Genomic DNA, 15952 nt, shown 5'->3' with positions numbered 1-15952 from the left:
AAAAAAGGAGCACAAATAGCGATAGTATACATATCAACTGTTTCATTTTAATGCAATTTTCCGAAGGTGATACCGATAAAAAAAGTTCTAGGCGCATTAGGACCATAGATATAATCTGAATCTCGCGTGGGGCCTTTATCAAAATCATCTTGATAGCTATTAAAAATGTTTTTTATCCCGGCCGAAAAGGTGGTTTGAAAATCTTCAGAAAAATCTATATGTGTGTCAAACTTGATATTCATATCAAGAAAAGGATGTACCTCATTAAATTTTAAAAATCCAGTATTACTTATTACGCGGGGCACCGTCATGGCTCCAGTGTAATTTCCAGTAATATCTAGTCTAAACATTTCAGAAGGAATCCAAGATGCATTGGCGTACCCATACACGTTTGGGTTTCGAACAAACTCATTAATTATAATATCATTTTCGCCTGCAGTGCCGTCACTTTCAAATAAAAGTTGTGGTTTTTTGTATTTAGATTCTTGAACCGTTCCCCCCAATTGAAACTGCCACTTTTTTGAAGGGGAAAGCCCTACTTCAAAATTGGCCCCAAATACTTCAGCACCTGATCCATTTCGTACTTCTTCTAAAATAGAACCATTAGGCAAAGGCGTTCCTGTGCTTACAATGGTAAAAGGGTCTTTTAAGTCTGTGTAAAAGCCTTCCAGTAAAAAATCGGTTTGTACTTTATTAAAGTCTTTTGAATAATTTAAGGATGCTGTATACGCATTGGAATATTCGGTTTCCAGGTTTTCAGAAAGGATAACAAATTGGGGCTCACCACCCACGGATGAAATATGCAAATCTTCATTAAAAGCTTGCGGGGCTCGAAATCCACGAGCGTAACCACCTCTAAACTTTAATTCGTCTGTAAATTGATAGGCTATCGTTAACCGTGGGCTTAAGGAAGATTGACTGAGGTTTACATTTCGTTCAATGGTGTTAACTTGGTAGGTCCCATCTACGGCAACGTTGTCAAATCTAGCACCCAATAACGTGGTGAATTTATCGGTAGGCTTCCATTCGTATTGACTGTAAATGCCTATACTGCCAACGGATTGGTCAATTAATCGATTATAACCAGCGATAACATCTTCGGTTGTGCTATAGTTGTATTCAGCACCCGAAGTTAAAACGTCGTCATTTTTAAACGTTTTGGTATGTTGAATTCCGTTAATAATTGCCAAATCTGTAGTATTTCCGAAGGCATTATTAGCTAGAATACTGTCTTGCTTGGTTCTTCCACCACCTAAACCACCGTAATAACTATCGCGTTGCGTATAGGATGCTGAGGTGTAGATAGCATATTTATTAGTGTAATCTTTACTATTTAACTCATATTCAGCACCGCCTGTAAAAGTATCGTGGTCTAATTGTTCGGTAATGTCGGTAAATTGAGGGGCTAAGTCTAATTTATTTCCGCCTCTTCTAAACTCTCTGATCGCGGTTAAATCTACAGTTAATCTGCTTCGGTCCGAGGGTTTAATAAAAGCTTTGGCACCTACGGTGTTATTGGTAAGCTTTGTAATTTCTGTAAAACCATCGTCATTCGCATCATACGCATCGCGGCTTCTGTAATTTCCGAAAAGGGTGATACCGCTATTTAAATCGTCTGCCACTACCGAAGTATTAAAACTAACAACACGATCGGGTTGTTCGCCATTGATGAGTGATAGGGAGCTTCCAATCTCCCAAGTGTTTAAAACCGGGTCTTTAGTAATAACATTTACCGTCCCGGCAATCGCATTGGATCCAAACAGAGCTGAACCGCCACTTCTAACAATTTCTACACGCTCAATGGTGTTTGTTGGAATTTGTTCCAGTCCATAAACTCCCAAAAGAGAGGTGAATATAGCTCGGCTGTTCACTAATATTTGCGTATAACCACCGTCTAATCCATTAAGGCGAACCTGCGTAAACCCACAGTTTTGGCAGTTTGTTTCTACGCGTACGCCTGGTGCATAGTTTAAACCATCGGCAAGTGATAACGACTGGGTCGCTTTTAATAATTTAGGGTTCAATGTAGATACAACAACTGGGGCTTTTTTGCGGTTTACTCTGTTTCGAGTGGCACTTACTACAATTTGCTCTAAACCTAGTAGGTCTTCTGTAAGCGTAAAAGACATTTCGTTGATACCTTCTGAAATATGAATCTGTTTAGAAATGGTTTTATATCCAACTGATGAAATAGTTATTTGATAAAATCCCTTCTTAAGTTTTATGGAATACGTTCCATTTTCCTTTGCATTGACTCCTTTTGTTTCTAGGCCTTCCAGTTGAATTGTTGCAAAAGAAAGGGGCTCATTTCCAGTATTAATTGTCCCTTTTAAAGTTTCGGTTTGTGATAAACTACTGAAAGAAATAATAAATACGGTTAAATAGATCACTATTTTCATATTGGCTAATTTTATTTTCCGCAAAATTAAATTAAATTTTAGATAAGTCTAAAATATTGTTTATTAAATTTAAAAATGTATTTTTGTCAAATGAAATACAGCCTTTCTGAAGAAAATTATTTAAAAGCGATATATCATTTAGAAAAAATCGCCGCAACAGGAGTTGCCACAAATGCTATTGCTGAGCAAATGGAGACCAAACCTTCCTCTGTAACCGATATGGTAAAAAAGCTTTCGGAGAAAGAGCTGGTAAACTATGTGAAGTATCAGGGAGTTACCTTAACTGAAAGAGGTAGGAAAACTGCTTTGACTATTATTCGTAAACACCGTCTGTGGGAAGTTTTTTTAGTTGATAAACTGAATTTTCATTGGGATCAAGTCCATGAAATTGCCGAACAATTAGAGCACATTCATTCTGAAGAACTAATATCTAGGCTTGATAAATTTTTAGGCGAACCGGATTTTGACCCACACGGAGATCCAATTCCTGATAAAGATGGAAATATAAAACGTACTGAGAAAAAACTTTTATCAGATTTAAAGAAAAACCAAGGTGGGGTTTGTGTAGGAGTGAAAGAATCGAGTCCTGAGTTTCTTCAGTATTTAGATAAAAAGAAAATTACAATAGGTACTAAAATCCACGTTTTAGGAAAAGAATTTTTCGATGGCTCTATGGTTATTCAGGTAGGCAAAGACCAATCCTTTATATCGAAAAAGACAGCTGAAAATTTATATGTACAAACGAATTAATATATGGAATCAATAATAGAATATTTTCAATCAATAGATCCCATTTTAGCGGCTTTATACGCTACTTTGTTTACTTGGGGTTTAACGGCATTAGGAGCTGCTTTGGTGTTCTTTTTTAAGAACATGAACCGTACGGCATTAGATGGAATGTTAGGTTTTACAGGTGGTGTCATGGTGGCGGCGAGTTTTTGGAGTTTATTAGCTCCTGGTATTGAAATGAGTCCTGGCGAAGGGTTTGTAAAAGTGATACCTGCGGCTGTAGGATTTTTATTGGGAGCTTTATTTTTGTTTGGCTTGGATAAGGTTTTACCACATTTACACATAAACTTTAAAGAGTCTGAAAAGGAAGGGATTAAAACCCCTTGGCATAAAACGACCTTATTAACTTTGGCTATTACCTTGCACAACATTCCAGAAGGACTTGCTGTAGGAGTATTATTTGGTGGAGTGGCTGCTGGGTTTGATGGGGCTACTATTGGGGGCGCTGTTGCTTTAGCGATGGGTATTGGTTTGCAAAATTTCCCTGAAGGAATTGCTGTTTCCATGCCACTACGCGGAATGGGCATGAGTAGAAGGAAAAGTTTTATGTACGGTCAAGCTTCCGCTATTGTAGAGCCTATCGCAGCGGTTCTTGGAGCCTGGGCAGTATTAACGTTCCAACCTATTTTACCATATGCATTGGCTTTTGCAGCAGGTGCAATGATTTTTGTGGTTATTGAAGAGGTGGTACCTGAAACACAACGCGCTGGTAATGCAGATATCGCAACACTTGGTTTTATTGGAGGATTTATAATAATGATGACGCTAGACGTTGGACTTGGATAATCTGTTTGGCAATATTTCTTTATCTTTAAACTTGAAAAACAGGATCAGTATGAAAAAGATAGTTGCTTTATTGCTTTTAACCATTTCAACAACGGTTTTTTCACAGCAAAACGTAGATAAGCCTATAGAGGTTCCAAAAATTGCAATGAAAATAGCTTTAGGAAAAACAGTTAAAACCAATGGTTATTCCATAACTTTTCTTGAAGTATCAGAAGACTCCCGTTGTCCAACAAACGTTACTTGTATTTGGGAAGGTCGAGTAAAGGTAAAAGTTAAGGTCGAAGCAGAAGGGGTAGATGCCAAGACGGAAAAATTAATTTTTGGGGCTACGAAATCAGGGGAGAACAAAAATCACACATTTTTCTTTTCGGAAGCAATAAAACTTGAGGGAATGAAAGTAATGCCTTATCCTAATACCGAAAAAGAGAAAAATGAAAACGGATATACGCTTTTAATTTGTGTGTATAAAAATTAATGGCAACCACAATCGTTTTTACCACATTTAGTGTTTCCACCATCAATGGTACCAGCAGTAGTTTTTCTTCTTTTTTCAGTTAATGGGTTCCAAACAAATTTCTTTAGCACATAACCTGATGCGATTAAAAATGTTATAAGTACCAATATCGTCTGCATAATCTTTTTGTTTTTTAATTTCTAATAGTATTTTTTGGTCGAAATCTCTTTTATAACCTAACGCTAGGTTATAACTTCATTTATTTTAATAATTGATAGGCCGCCAATGCTAGTACATAAGCAATACCACTCATAATAAACAATTGATAAGTAGGCCATTTCCAACTATTAGTTTCTCGCTTAACAATTGCCAAAGTACTCATACACTGCATAGCAAATGCATAAAACAGCAACAATGATACACCACTAGCAAAATTGAATAACGGAGTGCCTAAAACAGGGTTTGTTTCGGCTGCCATACGATTTTTAATAGTTTCTTCCTCTTCACTACCTACACTATAAATAGTGGCAAGTGTACCCACAAATACTTCACGTGCGGCAAACGAACTTACAATGGCGATTCCTATTTTCCAGTCATATCCTAACGGTCGCACGGCAGGTTCAATACCTTTACCCATAATACCAATGTATGAATTTTCTAACTTAAAGGATGCGATCTTAGTTTCTAACTCTTGTTGCGTAAGGTCTTGTTCTACATTCTCTGCAGTTACAATTTCTTCAGCTTGATTAAAATCTCCCGGACCATAGGAAGCCAACACCCATAATATAATAGAAATGGCTAAAATGATTTTTCCTGCACCTAAAACGAACGATTTTGTCTTTTCAATTACGGTAATCAATACATTTTTTGGAAGCGGAATTTTGTAGTTAGGCATTTCAATAACAAAAAACGAACGTCCTGGTATTCTAAGAAATTTGTCCAACAACCAAGCCGAGCCAATTGCAGCGCCAAAGCCTATTAAGTACATAATCATTAATGTAATTCCTTGTAGGCTGAATATTCCCAACACACGTTCGTCGGGAATTACCAAAGCAATTATAATTAGATATACCGGTAACCGAGCTGAACAGGTAGTAAAAGGCGTAACCAAAATAGTGATTAATCGTTCTTTCCAGTTTTCAATGTTTCGGGTTGCCATAATCGCCGGAATAGCACAAGCGGTACCCGAAACTAAAGGAACGACACTCTTACCGCTCAACCCAAAACGGCGCATAATTCGATCCATTAAAAAGACGACACGGCTCATATATCCGGTTTCTTCTAAAATGGAAATAAAGAGGAATAAAAAGGCAATCTGTGGAATAAAAATCACGATACCACCTATTCCTGGAATGATTCCTTCAGCTATTAAATTGGTAAAATCACCTGGTGGAAGCGAATTTTTTATCCATTCGCTTAAAGAAGCGAAAGTGCTATCAATAAAATCCATTGGGTAACTACTCCAATCAAAAATTGCTTGGAAAATAAGCATGAGGATTGCAAAGAAAATAACGTAGCCCCAAACTTTATGAGTAAGAATGCGATCCATTCGGCTTCTAAAATCTTTCGCATTAGCCGTATCAACAGTAAGCGTTTCTTTTAACACGCTGTTTATAAATTGATAGCGGGCAATGGTTTCTTTTTGCTGAAGTCTTTTTAGATTGCTTTTCGATTCGGTCTGAAAATTAGTAACCCCCTTTAGTTCATTTCTAGTTAATGTTCCGAAGTTAACATCTTGGGTAATGACCAACCATAGCTTATATAATTCTTGATTAGGGAATGCTTTCCGAAGCCTTTCAAAGTATTCAGGTGCAATTCTAGAAGCATTTACACAGGGTTTTGTAGAAAGCTGTCCATAATTTGTAATAAGCTCTTTAAGGTTGTTAAACCCTTCGTTTTTACGCGAACTTACTAGAGCGATTTTGGTTTCCAGTTTTTGTTCAAGCGCTTCAATGTCTAAAGAAATGGCTTTACGTTTCATTCTATCGGCCATATTAATGGCAAGAATAGCTGGAATACCTAAATCTTTTATTTGGGTAAAGAGAAGAAGGTTTCTTTTTAAATTTTCTATATCGGCTACGACTACTGCTACATCTGGAAAATCTTTGTCATTTTTGTTGAGCAGTAACTCAATCACTACATTTTCATCAACCGAAGAAGCATTTAAACTATAAGTTCCGGGAAGATCAATAATATGAGCTTTTAAACCACGATCCAACTTACAAAGCCCTTGTTTTTTTTCAACGGTGATACCTGGATAATTCCCTACTTTTTGATTTAAACCCGTAAGACGATTAAAAACAGAGGTTTTTCCTGTATTCGGGTTCCCAATAAGTGCTACATTAATTTGCCTAGCCATAGATTACAATAATTCAATTTCAATAAGTGCAGCAGTTTCTTTCCTAATAGCTAAATGGCTTCCATTAATGTTGAGATACATTGGGTCTTGAAAAGGAGCTGATTGTACCAATGCCACTTCATTGCCGGGCAAGCAGCCCATTTCGAGCAATTTTAAAGGGACGTGTTCTACCGAAAACTCTTTAATGATAGCCCGTTGCCCTTTTTTAAGTGTGGCGATTGTGTTCATTATCTTTATTTAGATTGATTTTAAACAACGCAAAAATAAGGGAATTAGGATTGCTTTGCAAGGTTTTAAAGTGATAAAGTATTCTTTTGGAAGCGGTTTAAATGAATGCGTTATTTTTCTTTTTCTAAAATTTTAATATCGCCCATTAGTTCTTCAATGGCTTCGGGGTCTGTACCATCATAAAATCCGCGAATGCGCTTCTTTTTATCAACCAATACAAAGTTTTCAGTGTGGATTAAATCGTACTCATTATATGGCATGTCTTTGGCGGCGAGGTAAGATTTTCGAGCCAAATCGTAGATTTCTTTTTTGTCACCAGTAACTAAGTTCCATTTTTTATCGTTTACTCCTTTTTCCAAAGCATATTTTTTAAGCTGTGCCACGGTATCTACTTTTGGGGTAACCGAATGTGAAAGTAGCATAATTTCAGGGTCGTTTTTTACTTTTTCCTGAATTTTAACCATATGATCCGTCATTATTGGGCAAATGGTTTGACAGGTAGTAAAAAAGAAATCGGCTACATATATTTTATCTTTGTAATCCTTTTGGGTAATAGTTTGCCCGTTTTGATTGGTCAATGAAAAGTCGGCGATCTTGTGGTATTTTTTTACGTGTTGAACTGTGGTATCAACTAGCTCAGCTGTCACGTCATTAGGCTGATAAATGGGTAAGGTTTTCCCGTCATCAATAGTGTAGACATTATAAATAATTGTGATAATAATGGCAGAAAGAACAAGCATCACGATGCCAAAAAACTTATACTTTGCAAAAAATTGAAGCATATTCTATATCGATTTGTGCAAAATTACTGCCTAATAAACAAATGGTAAAGATGTAAGCGTTAAAAGTTTTACAAGATGCTCTTAGTAGTTTTGTATTAATTTTTGTAAGCGGTTATAAAAGATTACTTTTGTACGCTAATTTTATAAAGTATATGAGTCCATTTGCCGTTAAAGCAATTCAGCTATTATTAAGCTTATCTATATTGATCGTATTGCACGAATTGGGGCATTTTATCCCAGCGAAGTTATTTAAAACCCGTGTTGAGAAGTTTTTTCTCTTTTTTGATGTAAAATTTGCCCTTTTTAAAAAGAAAATCGGTGATACCGTTTATGGTATTGGTTGGTTGCCATTAGGCGGATACGTTAAAATATCTGGGATGATCGATGAGAGCATGGACAAAGAGCAAATGTCCAAGCCGCCTGAACCATGGGAGTTTAGAAGTAAACCGACATGGCAACGATTAATCATTATGTTGGGTGGAGTTACCGTAAATATTATCGTTGGTTTTGTAATATATATGGGGATTTTATTTTTCAACGGAACTACAATTATTACAAACGATGATATTCCTAAAGGTTTTGCAGTAGCTGAGACTTTTAAGGAAATGGGTTTTGAAGATGGCGATCATATTTTACAAGTAAATGGAAAAGAATTTGAAGACGTTACTTTAATAAACAAGCATTTATTTTTAAGGGATGTTCAAAACATTACTGTTGAACACAGCGATGGAACAACAGAAACAATTGCAATGCCTGAAGATATCGGGACAAGAATGTTTAAGCAAGATGTTTTACGTCCATTTAACCCTATGCGAAATGCAGTAATCGATACCGTAGCAGCCGATTATCCAGCTATTGCAGCAGGTTTTAAAAATGGCGATAGCATTGTGTCTGTAAATGGAACTAAAGTGGGGCATTGGCACCAGTTTACTTCATTGGTAAAAGCAAATAAAGATAAAGAAAACACAATAGTGGTTTCAAGAAATAATACACTGGAAACCCTTACCGTCACTCCAAACGAAACGGGACAAATAGGGGTGAACAATTACGCTAAAGAGCTGGTAGGTAACGGTACCAAAATAACGTATGGTTTAGGTGAAAGTATTACTGGAGGAATAAGCTACGGTTATAATGTTTTAACAGATTACGTTACACAATTTAAATATGTTTTCACCGCAAAAGGCGCTACACAAGTTGGTGGATTTGGAGCAATAGGAAGCTTGTTCCCTGATACGTGGGATTGGTTAAGTTTCTGGGAAACTACAGCCTTAATTTCAATTATACTAGCGTTTATGAATATTCTCCCAATTCCTGCATTAGATGGGGGTCACGTAATGTTTTTATTATATGAAATGGTAAGTGGTCGCAAACCAGGAGATAAGTTTATGGAGTATGCACAAATGGTTGGTTTCTTCTTATTAATAGCATTAGTATTGTTCGCAAACGGAAACGATATTTACCGTTGGCTGTTCGAATAATTTATTGAAAGAAAGTAAAATATACAAAATGCTTTGGAAGAAATTCTGAAGCATTTTTTTATGGAGATCTAAGAAACAGAATTTGGATATCTTACAAGTTCGAAATAATTGCAAAATTCATTAAAAAAAATTTCAGATTTATTTTGATGAAATTAAAAATTGGGTATATTTGCACCCGCCTAACGATATCTATTGAAGAGTTGTGTAGGCAAACGTTCAAAAAAGACATAAAAATTAAATTCCTCCATAGCTCAGTTGGTTAGAGCACCTGACTGTTAATCAGGGTGTCCTTGGTTCGAGTCCAAGTGGAGGAGCAAAAAGCCTTTCTGTTTTCAGAGAGGCTTTTTTGTTTATTTCTGCAATTAGTTTTATAACAATTCATTAGGCTAATAGGTGTATTTTAATACGTATTTTTGATTTTCTTCTAAACGTAATTAAAATATGAATGGGTTGTCTAAACACATGAATAAAATAGTAGCTGTTCTGGCTATTATAATCATAGCTGTATCTTTTTTATTTTATCATTTTTATAAAAGCCGGATTGAGGAAAAGCGGGTTGCATTAGATTCTACACAAGAAGTGGTTGAAAGCTGGGAATTACCTAGTATCCTAGATGAAATTTCCGGAATCGTTTGGTTGGAAGATGGTCGGATTGCTTGTATTCAAGATGAGGTAGGAATTGTATTTTTTTACAATCTAAAAACGAAGAAACTCGACGGTCAAGTTAAATTTGCTGGCGATGGCGATTATGAAGGATTGGCCTTAATGGGCAAAAATATGTATGTGGTTCGTAGTGACGGGGAAATTTTTGAATTATTAGATTTTTTAGGTGAAGATCCTGTCTTTAACCAATATGAGCTCCCTCTTTCAGAAAAACACAACATCGAAACGCTATTGGCTGATGAAAAAAACAACAGACTCTTGTTAATGGCTAAAGATCATGAGCCTTTTGATAATGACGGCAGAGGTATTTATGGCTATGATTTAGAGACAAAAAACCTACTAGAAAAACCGGTATTGCTAGTTACCTCTAGAGATGCCGAGATACAGAAGACGTTGAAAAAAATTCGCCCTTCAGATATCGCTATTCATCCTAAAACTAAAGAAATTTATGTCCTCCAAGGTACTAAACCACGCATTATTATTGTAAGTCCAGATGGTGTTGCTAAACAAGAATACCCATTAAATAACAAAGTGTTTTATCAACCAGAGGGGATTACTTTTTCTCCAGATGGGACGTTATACATATCAAATGAAGCAACAGGCGGCGTGCCTAGTATTTTAAAAGTAGAATTGAAATAATAATTCAACAGGATATATGAGCAATAACGACACCGATTCTTCAAAAACCAAAGGACGCTTGCCTTTGTATGTATCAATTGCATTGGTGGTTACGTTGGTTATCTGTTACTTTACAATTCCTTCTGTTGAACAGTTTTTTACCGAAGCATGGAATGTTCTTACCAGTAATGATGAAAAACGAATAGAAAAATGGGTTTCCGGCTTTGGTTGGTTAGGGCCAGTCGTACTTGTCTTGGCGATGATAGCCCAAATGTTTTTAATTGTAATTCCCTCTGTTGCGCTTATGGTAGTTTCGGTGTTGGCCTATGGACCTATTTGGGGAAGTTTAATTATTTTACTCTCCGTATTTACAGCATCTTCAGTTGGGTATGTTATTGGTAGTTATTTTGGAGAAATTTTAGTTGAAAAAATAATCGGAAGTAAGACTGAAAAAAAAATAGAAGATTTTATTGAAGATTATGGTTTTTGGGCTGTAGTGGTAACGCGTATTAATCCCTTTTTATCTAACGATGCTATAAGCTTTGTAGGAGGGATATTGAGTATGGGTTATTGGCGGTTTATTGGTGCCACGATGTTAGGCATCACTCCATTAACTATTTTTATAGCTATTGTGGGTCAAAACACCGATAGCTTAAAAAATGGATTACTATGGGGCTCCTTAGTCTGTTTAGTTGCTTTTGGCGCCTATGTGTATTGGGATAAAAAAAAGTAATAATAATTTTGAAAGACAATCGCCCTCCTAGTTAAATGGATAGAATAGAAGTTTCCTAAATTATAGATACAAATTCAATTCTGGGAGAGACTACGAGAAAAGAAGAGAAGAAATGTATTGAGTTTTTTATTAAAAACTCAAGTTACACTTAAAGTTGATTTTCTTTTACTTATTGAATAAGCTATTATTAAATTTCTTAAAAGCTTTTATATAAAAAACAGGCTATTATTTAATGTAATAGCCTGTTTAAAGTAGTAGTTTGAATATGCTTTATTTTTGCTGCTCGTACTCAGCATCCCAATCGTGACCATCATCTCCTTTTTGTCCATCCAGTTTTATTAGGAAGTTTTTAGCTGGGAAATAAGGTTTCATGTGGATATCTAAGTAAATTCGATCCTTTTGGTTTGGATCTTGTTCAAAACGTTTGATTGAAAAATCTTCAATTAATTTATCCGGACCAGATATATTATCCAAGAACTTTACAATTTGCCCCATTAGCTCTTTACGAGTTCGGGCGTTGAAATTTTCAAAAGCTCTTCTGTTTAAGAAATCCATAAGTACTTTTGCTACATAATCGAACACACGTACCACAGAGTAGGTTTGTAGCCCTAAGTTATCACCATTAAAGAGGGTTTTAGCCGAAAATGCCATAACCTTTCCATATTCGTTTACCATAGGTACCAAACCAAGTTTTTCTAAGTTGGCTATTTCACTTTTCTTTAAGTCAAAGCGAACACCACTAATTTCATTAATACCACCGTGTTTTTTACCTGCGGTAACTTGAGACATTAATGTTTTATATATTTTTCCTGCTAGGGCTCCGGCTGGAGGAACAAAAAGGTCATCTTCTTCGCCAACTTCATCTTCTTTGCCTCTTCCTACTAACCAATTACACGTCATAATAACATTTGAGCGGTGGTTTTCACCTCCTGTTAAGTTAGCAGCTTCAAACATTTCCATGACATCATCCGGCTCATCCAAATGTTCAAAATCGGTAACTAGCATTACTTTATTTTCATAAGCAATCTTAGCCCATTTTTCAACTACGGCATTACTACCTAAATATCCAGGAATTACCATAAGACCATAATTATCTCTAAGGTCTAGACGGTCATAACTGTCTTTAAGTTCTGCTGAAATAGCATCTATAAAACGAGTGTTATCTAAATCTTTAAGTTGTTCTAAATCGGCGTTTACCAGAGTGACGTTCCTTAGCTTATCTTCTTCGGTGTTTTTAAAGAACAATGCCATAGAGCGATAAGAGCGTTCTAAGTCATGGGTTTCTTTTATCGCTTCCCCAACATTCGCTTTAAGGGTTTGGTCTGCTACTTGAGATCTTTTTTCAGACTCTTCGACCATTTCCGAAATGTCTTCAGATCCGGAAAGTATTGAAGACCACATTTCTAGGGTTTTCTTTACTTTTTTGCGTTCCTTTTCTTTAGTGCTTTCGGTTAGAAAAATCTTTTTACGAGCTTTTCTGTCTGGGTTCATATTTTGAACCCCATCTATGGTTGCTTCTAAAAGGTCAAACCCACCATATTTTGCTAGCTTTTCACTGCTTTGCTCCAGTTGTTTGGAGGGGCTTTGAGGGGATGATTGCTGTTGGATTTTTTCTGATTTGGCCATAATTATTTATTGGATTCAAGTTCGGAGATTAAAGTTTGTATTGAGGTTAACAAAGCTTCCTTTGCCTCAGGGTCTGTTAATGCAGCTTTTAAAATTTTATTAGTCTTAAGTTGCTTTACAATTTTAACGTACTGTTCTTTTTCAGTGTCGAGATCTTTAAGGAAATCACTTTGATTTATAATACCATTTCTTCCAAAGTCACCTAAGTTAGTAAAGTTAAGTGTCTCTTTAGATTGTACACCATCTTTATTAGAAAACTCCATTTCAACATTGGGTTGATAATGGTCAAAAACATCGTCAATTTTTTTAAGTCCCTTAATCATTTCTGCTTTTACTGGTTGATTATGGGTTAGCTTCTCTATCAATAAGGTTCTGTTTTGGGGAATTTCTTGCAATGCTTCCGCAGCTTCTTGCCTTACTTCTGTACCGCCAATGCCGTATGTTTTATCGCTCATGGTTTGTTATTTAATGGTTTGAAAAATAAATATAGGAATTTTATTATAATTTTACTCGTTTATACCCCACTTTAAGGTCTCATTTTGTAGGCTTACCTTTACAGTATCACCTTTTTGTATCTTTCCTGTAATCAACATTCTAGATAAAGGTCCTCTTAAATCGGTACGTATTACCCCTCTAAGTGGACGTGCTCCATATTGTGGTGTAAACCCTTTGTTGGAAAGGTGTTCGTATACTTCATCTGTTAATTCAAGGCTTATCTCTTGTTTTTCTAGTGCTTTTAATAAATCTTTTAGCTGAATTTTAAATATTTTAATAATGTTTTCTTTTGTAATAGGACTGAAAGGAACAATCTCTGTAAGCCTTCCTAAAAATTCAGGTCTAAAGTGGCCACCCATTATTTCCATTAAGTCTGTAGATTTCGGAATTTCACCCGCTTCAAAAGATTTCACTACGTGCTTGCTCCCTACATTAGAAGTGAATAAAACAACAGCGTGTGAAAAATCACCCGTTTTACCCAACCGGTCATGCAACTTCCCTTCGTCTAATATTTGAAGAAATATATCGAAAACAGAAGGGTGCGCCTTTTCAATTTCATCAAAAAGTACAATAGAATAGGGCTTTTGTCTTATTTTATTAACTAAAAGTCCGCCCTCTTCATACCCCACATATCCTGGAGGCGCTCCGTAAAGCAATGCTGCGGAATGTTCCTCTTTAAATTCGGACATATCAAAACGAATAATTGCATCTTCGGTTTGAAATAAAAACTCAGCCAATGCTTTCGCCAATTCAGTTTTACCAGTACCAGTTGGTCCTGTAAAAAAGAAAGAACCTGTTGGTAGCCCTGGTTTACTTAATCCAGACCGTGATTCGTGCACGGCAGCTGTAATAGTTTTTACAGCATGATCTTGGCCAACAACCCGTTTTTTAAGCTCTTCTTCCATAGAGAGCAATCGTTCTTTTTCATCTGCCAAGAGATCGCCTACAGGTATTCCTGTTTTATTCGAAATGGTTGCCGTCACGTCTTTTTTGGCAATGGTATTTTTTTCTGTTTCTGCTTCTTTCAGTAAAAGGTTGAGAATAGTTTCAATTTTTTCTGAAATTTCTTTTGAGGTCGTATTGCTATCAAATGTTGGATGATCGTCTTCTTTTAATGCTACGAAAAGTAGATAACTTACCCTATTTCCTAAGTCCTTATAAAACCATTCTAATTCTTGCTTTTTTTGTTCTTCGGAATGATTTTCATTTTCTGAAATAGCTGATAATTCTTCTTTAAGATTTTCAATAACAGGCCCAGAAGTCTCTATCATATAACGTCCGGCGGACATCGTCCTGTCAATTAAATCGATGGCTGCATCTGGCAGGCTACGTTCCTTGTTAAAACGTTTAGAAAGTTTAATAGCTTCTTCAATGGTTGGATGTTCTATTTCTAGTTTATGGTGTTGTGTATAACTCTCAATAATATGGTTAATCATCCGAGCAGTTGTTTGCTCGGTAGGTTCTTCCAAATTAATAATTTCGAATCTTCTTGAAAGCGTATCGTCACTTTCCACTTGTTTTCTGAAGGTGTCATTGGTCATACTACCAATAATGGTAATATCGCCTTTTGCCAACTCAGACTTTAAGATGTTTATTAATCCTTTTTGCTGACTGTTTTTATCCAATAAATTGTCAAGTTCATCTATTAATAAAATAGGTCTTGTAAATTGCTTGATGGCGTTGATTATCTTTTTAAACCGGTCTTCAATTTCACCATTATAACTAGCGCTAGAGACTAACTCTATAAAGTCAAGTTCATAAATCTGCGCTTCCTTTAGCGACTCTTGTACACTACCGTTAGTAACTGCATTGGTAAAACCATTGAGTAATGCAGACTTACCTACACCTGGCTCTCCTGTTATAAGCACGTTAGGTTTAGAGTGTCTACCCAAAATCTCAGTAATCATTTTAATCTCGGCATCGCGACCATATACTTTGGAAAGTTCTTGATTGCGAGCTTGTGTAGATTTATCAACACAATATTTGTTGAGGACATCAGTGCTTACTTTTTGTTTTGTTCCTGCAGCTGTGCTAGTTGTATTGCTATTATTTTTTGCAGTACCACCACCAGAAAACTGCGAGAGAATGTCTTCCCTTTTTACTGGAAGTGTTTTTAACTGCTCGTAAGTAAAGCCTACCCCAGGTGTACAGATAGCGACTAAAACACATTCGGGAGTGATTTCTTCTTTTCCCAATTTCAGTTTTACCATATCGGCTTCATTGAAAATGGCTTCAATACTATCATCTCCTTTCAATTGGTCGGGTATTTTAGCTGCTCTTGGCAGTGCTTCCATACGTACATCTGCCCATTCTTCCATGTAATATATATCACCACTAACATCTTCTATTAATGACCGTAACTCAATGTCTTTATGCAACAATGCCCGTAATAAGTGGGAAGCATTGTATTGATCGGCATGATATCCTTTGGCGTTGGCCTCCGCAATATGTAATAATTCTTTAGTAGAGGAAGAGAGGGGATATGTAAGGGTTTGCATAAGTGTAATTGTATGGTGCTAGTTTTATTTAACCTTAAAACTAC

Annotated in this window: 14 protein-coding genes and 1 tRNA gene; 7 read left to right on the top strand and 8 right to left on the bottom strand. The window is 36.2% G+C overall.

Features of this window, described 5'->3' with window-relative positions; all coding sequences use genetic code 11:
• Positions 1–47 precede the first annotated feature (47 nt).
• On the bottom strand, positions 48–2399 hold the full coding sequence (locus tag AACZ92_RS08265) for a TonB-dependent receptor (RefSeq protein ID WP_339699614.1): 2352 nt from the start codon (positions 2397–2399) through the stop codon (positions 48–50).
• 90 nt (positions 2400–2489) lie between these two features.
• On the opposite strand from AACZ92_RS08265, the gene AACZ92_RS08260 reads away from it, so the two are divergent.
• From AACZ92_RS08260 to AACZ92_RS08250, 3 genes are read left to right on the top strand one after another with little or no spacing between them, the layout of a single operon-like run.
• Positions 2490–3149 carry a metal-dependent transcriptional regulator gene (locus AACZ92_RS08260; RefSeq protein WP_339699611.1) on the top strand — a complete coding sequence of 220 codons (660 nt, stop codon included), beginning with the start codon at positions 2490–2492 and terminating at the stop codon, positions 3147–3149.
• Between the two features lie 3 nt (positions 3150–3152).
• On the top strand, positions 3153–3974 hold the full coding sequence (locus tag AACZ92_RS08255; RefSeq protein WP_339699608.1) for a ZIP family metal transporter: 822 nt from the start codon (positions 3153–3155) through the stop codon (positions 3972–3974).
• 49 nt (positions 3975–4023) lie between these two features.
• Positions 4024–4449 (top strand): hypothetical protein, encoded by a 426-nt coding sequence (locus AACZ92_RS08250; RefSeq protein ID WP_339699605.1) that lies wholly within the window; start codon positions 4024–4026, stop codon positions 4447–4449.
• Here AACZ92_RS08250 and AACZ92_RS08245 read toward each other — a convergent pair.
• The 4 genes from AACZ92_RS08245 to AACZ92_RS08230 form a co-directional block, all read right to left on the bottom strand.
• Positions 4446–4607, bottom strand: a complete 162-nt coding sequence (locus AACZ92_RS08245) for a hypothetical protein (RefSeq protein WP_339699602.1) — start codon at positions 4605–4607, stop codon at positions 4446–4448. The two genes, AACZ92_RS08250 and AACZ92_RS08245, sit on opposite strands and share 4 nt — an antisense overlap.
• An 80-nt stretch (positions 4608–4687) precedes the next feature.
• Positions 4688–6787, bottom strand: coding sequence for a ferrous iron transport protein B (feoB, locus tag AACZ92_RS08240; RefSeq protein ID WP_339699599.1), 2100 nt, complete (start codon positions 6785–6787; stop codon positions 4688–4690).
• 3 nt (positions 6788–6790) lie between these two features.
• A complete protein-coding gene (locus AACZ92_RS08235) occupies positions 6791–7018 on the bottom strand; it encodes a FeoA family protein (RefSeq protein ID WP_117158065.1) in 228 nt (75 codons plus the stop codon).
• Positions 7019–7125: 107 nt separating this feature from the next.
• Positions 7126–7797: an SCO family protein gene (locus AACZ92_RS08230; protein WP_339699596.1), complete on the bottom strand. Its 672-nt coding sequence runs from the start codon at positions 7795–7797 to the stop codon at positions 7126–7128.
• A gap of 152 nt (positions 7798–7949) precedes the next feature.
• Between AACZ92_RS08230 and rseP the strand changes: the two genes are divergently transcribed.
• From rseP to AACZ92_RS08210, 4 genes are all read left to right on the top strand, one after another.
• The gene (gene rseP / locus AACZ92_RS08225) at positions 7950–9275 is read left to right on the top strand and encodes an RIP metalloprotease RseP (RefSeq protein ID WP_339699593.1); all 1326 of its coding nucleotides are present in this window, start codon (positions 7950–7952) and stop codon (positions 9273–9275) included.
• A gap of 240 nt (positions 9276–9515) precedes the next feature.
• Positions 9516–9589: transfer RNA gene (locus tag AACZ92_RS08220), tRNA-Asn, on the top strand.
• Between the two features lie 127 nt (positions 9590–9716).
• A complete protein-coding gene (locus tag AACZ92_RS08215; RefSeq protein ID WP_339699590.1) occupies positions 9717–10577 on the top strand; it encodes an SdiA-regulated domain-containing protein in 861 nt (286 codons plus the stop codon).
• 16 nt (positions 10578–10593) lie between these two features.
• Positions 10594–11289 (top strand): TVP38/TMEM64 family protein, encoded by a 696-nt coding sequence (locus AACZ92_RS08210; protein ID WP_339699587.1) that lies wholly within the window; start codon positions 10594–10596, stop codon positions 11287–11289.
• 270 nt (positions 11290–11559) lie between these two features.
• On the opposite strand, the gene AACZ92_RS08205 is transcribed toward AACZ92_RS08210, so the two are convergent.
• Genes AACZ92_RS08205 through AACZ92_RS08195 form a run of 3 tightly spaced genes read right to left on the bottom strand, consistent with a single transcriptional unit; the run spans position 11560 to position 15908 of the window.
• Positions 11560–12915, bottom strand: coding sequence for a DUF5458 family protein (locus tag AACZ92_RS08205; RefSeq protein WP_339699584.1), 1356 nt, complete (start codon positions 12913–12915; stop codon positions 11560–11562).
• 2 nt (positions 12916–12917) lie between these two features.
• Positions 12918–13370 (bottom strand): hypothetical protein, encoded by a 453-nt coding sequence (locus AACZ92_RS08200; RefSeq protein ID WP_339699581.1) that lies wholly within the window; start codon positions 13368–13370, stop codon positions 12918–12920.
• 51 nt (positions 13371–13421) lie between these two features.
• Positions 13422–15908 carry an ATP-dependent Clp protease ATP-binding subunit gene (locus AACZ92_RS08195; protein ID WP_339699578.1) on the bottom strand — a complete coding sequence of 829 codons (2487 nt, stop codon included), beginning with the start codon at positions 15906–15908 and terminating at the stop codon, positions 13422–13424.
• Positions 15909–15952 lie beyond the last annotated feature (44 nt).

Source organism: uncultured Marixanthomonas sp. (genome assembly GCF_963974425.1).
In the GTDB taxonomy this organism is placed as follows: domain Bacteria; phylum Bacteroidota; class Bacteroidia; order Flavobacteriales; family Flavobacteriaceae; genus Marixanthomonas.
This window is presented reverse-complemented; position numbering and strand designations above follow the sequence as displayed.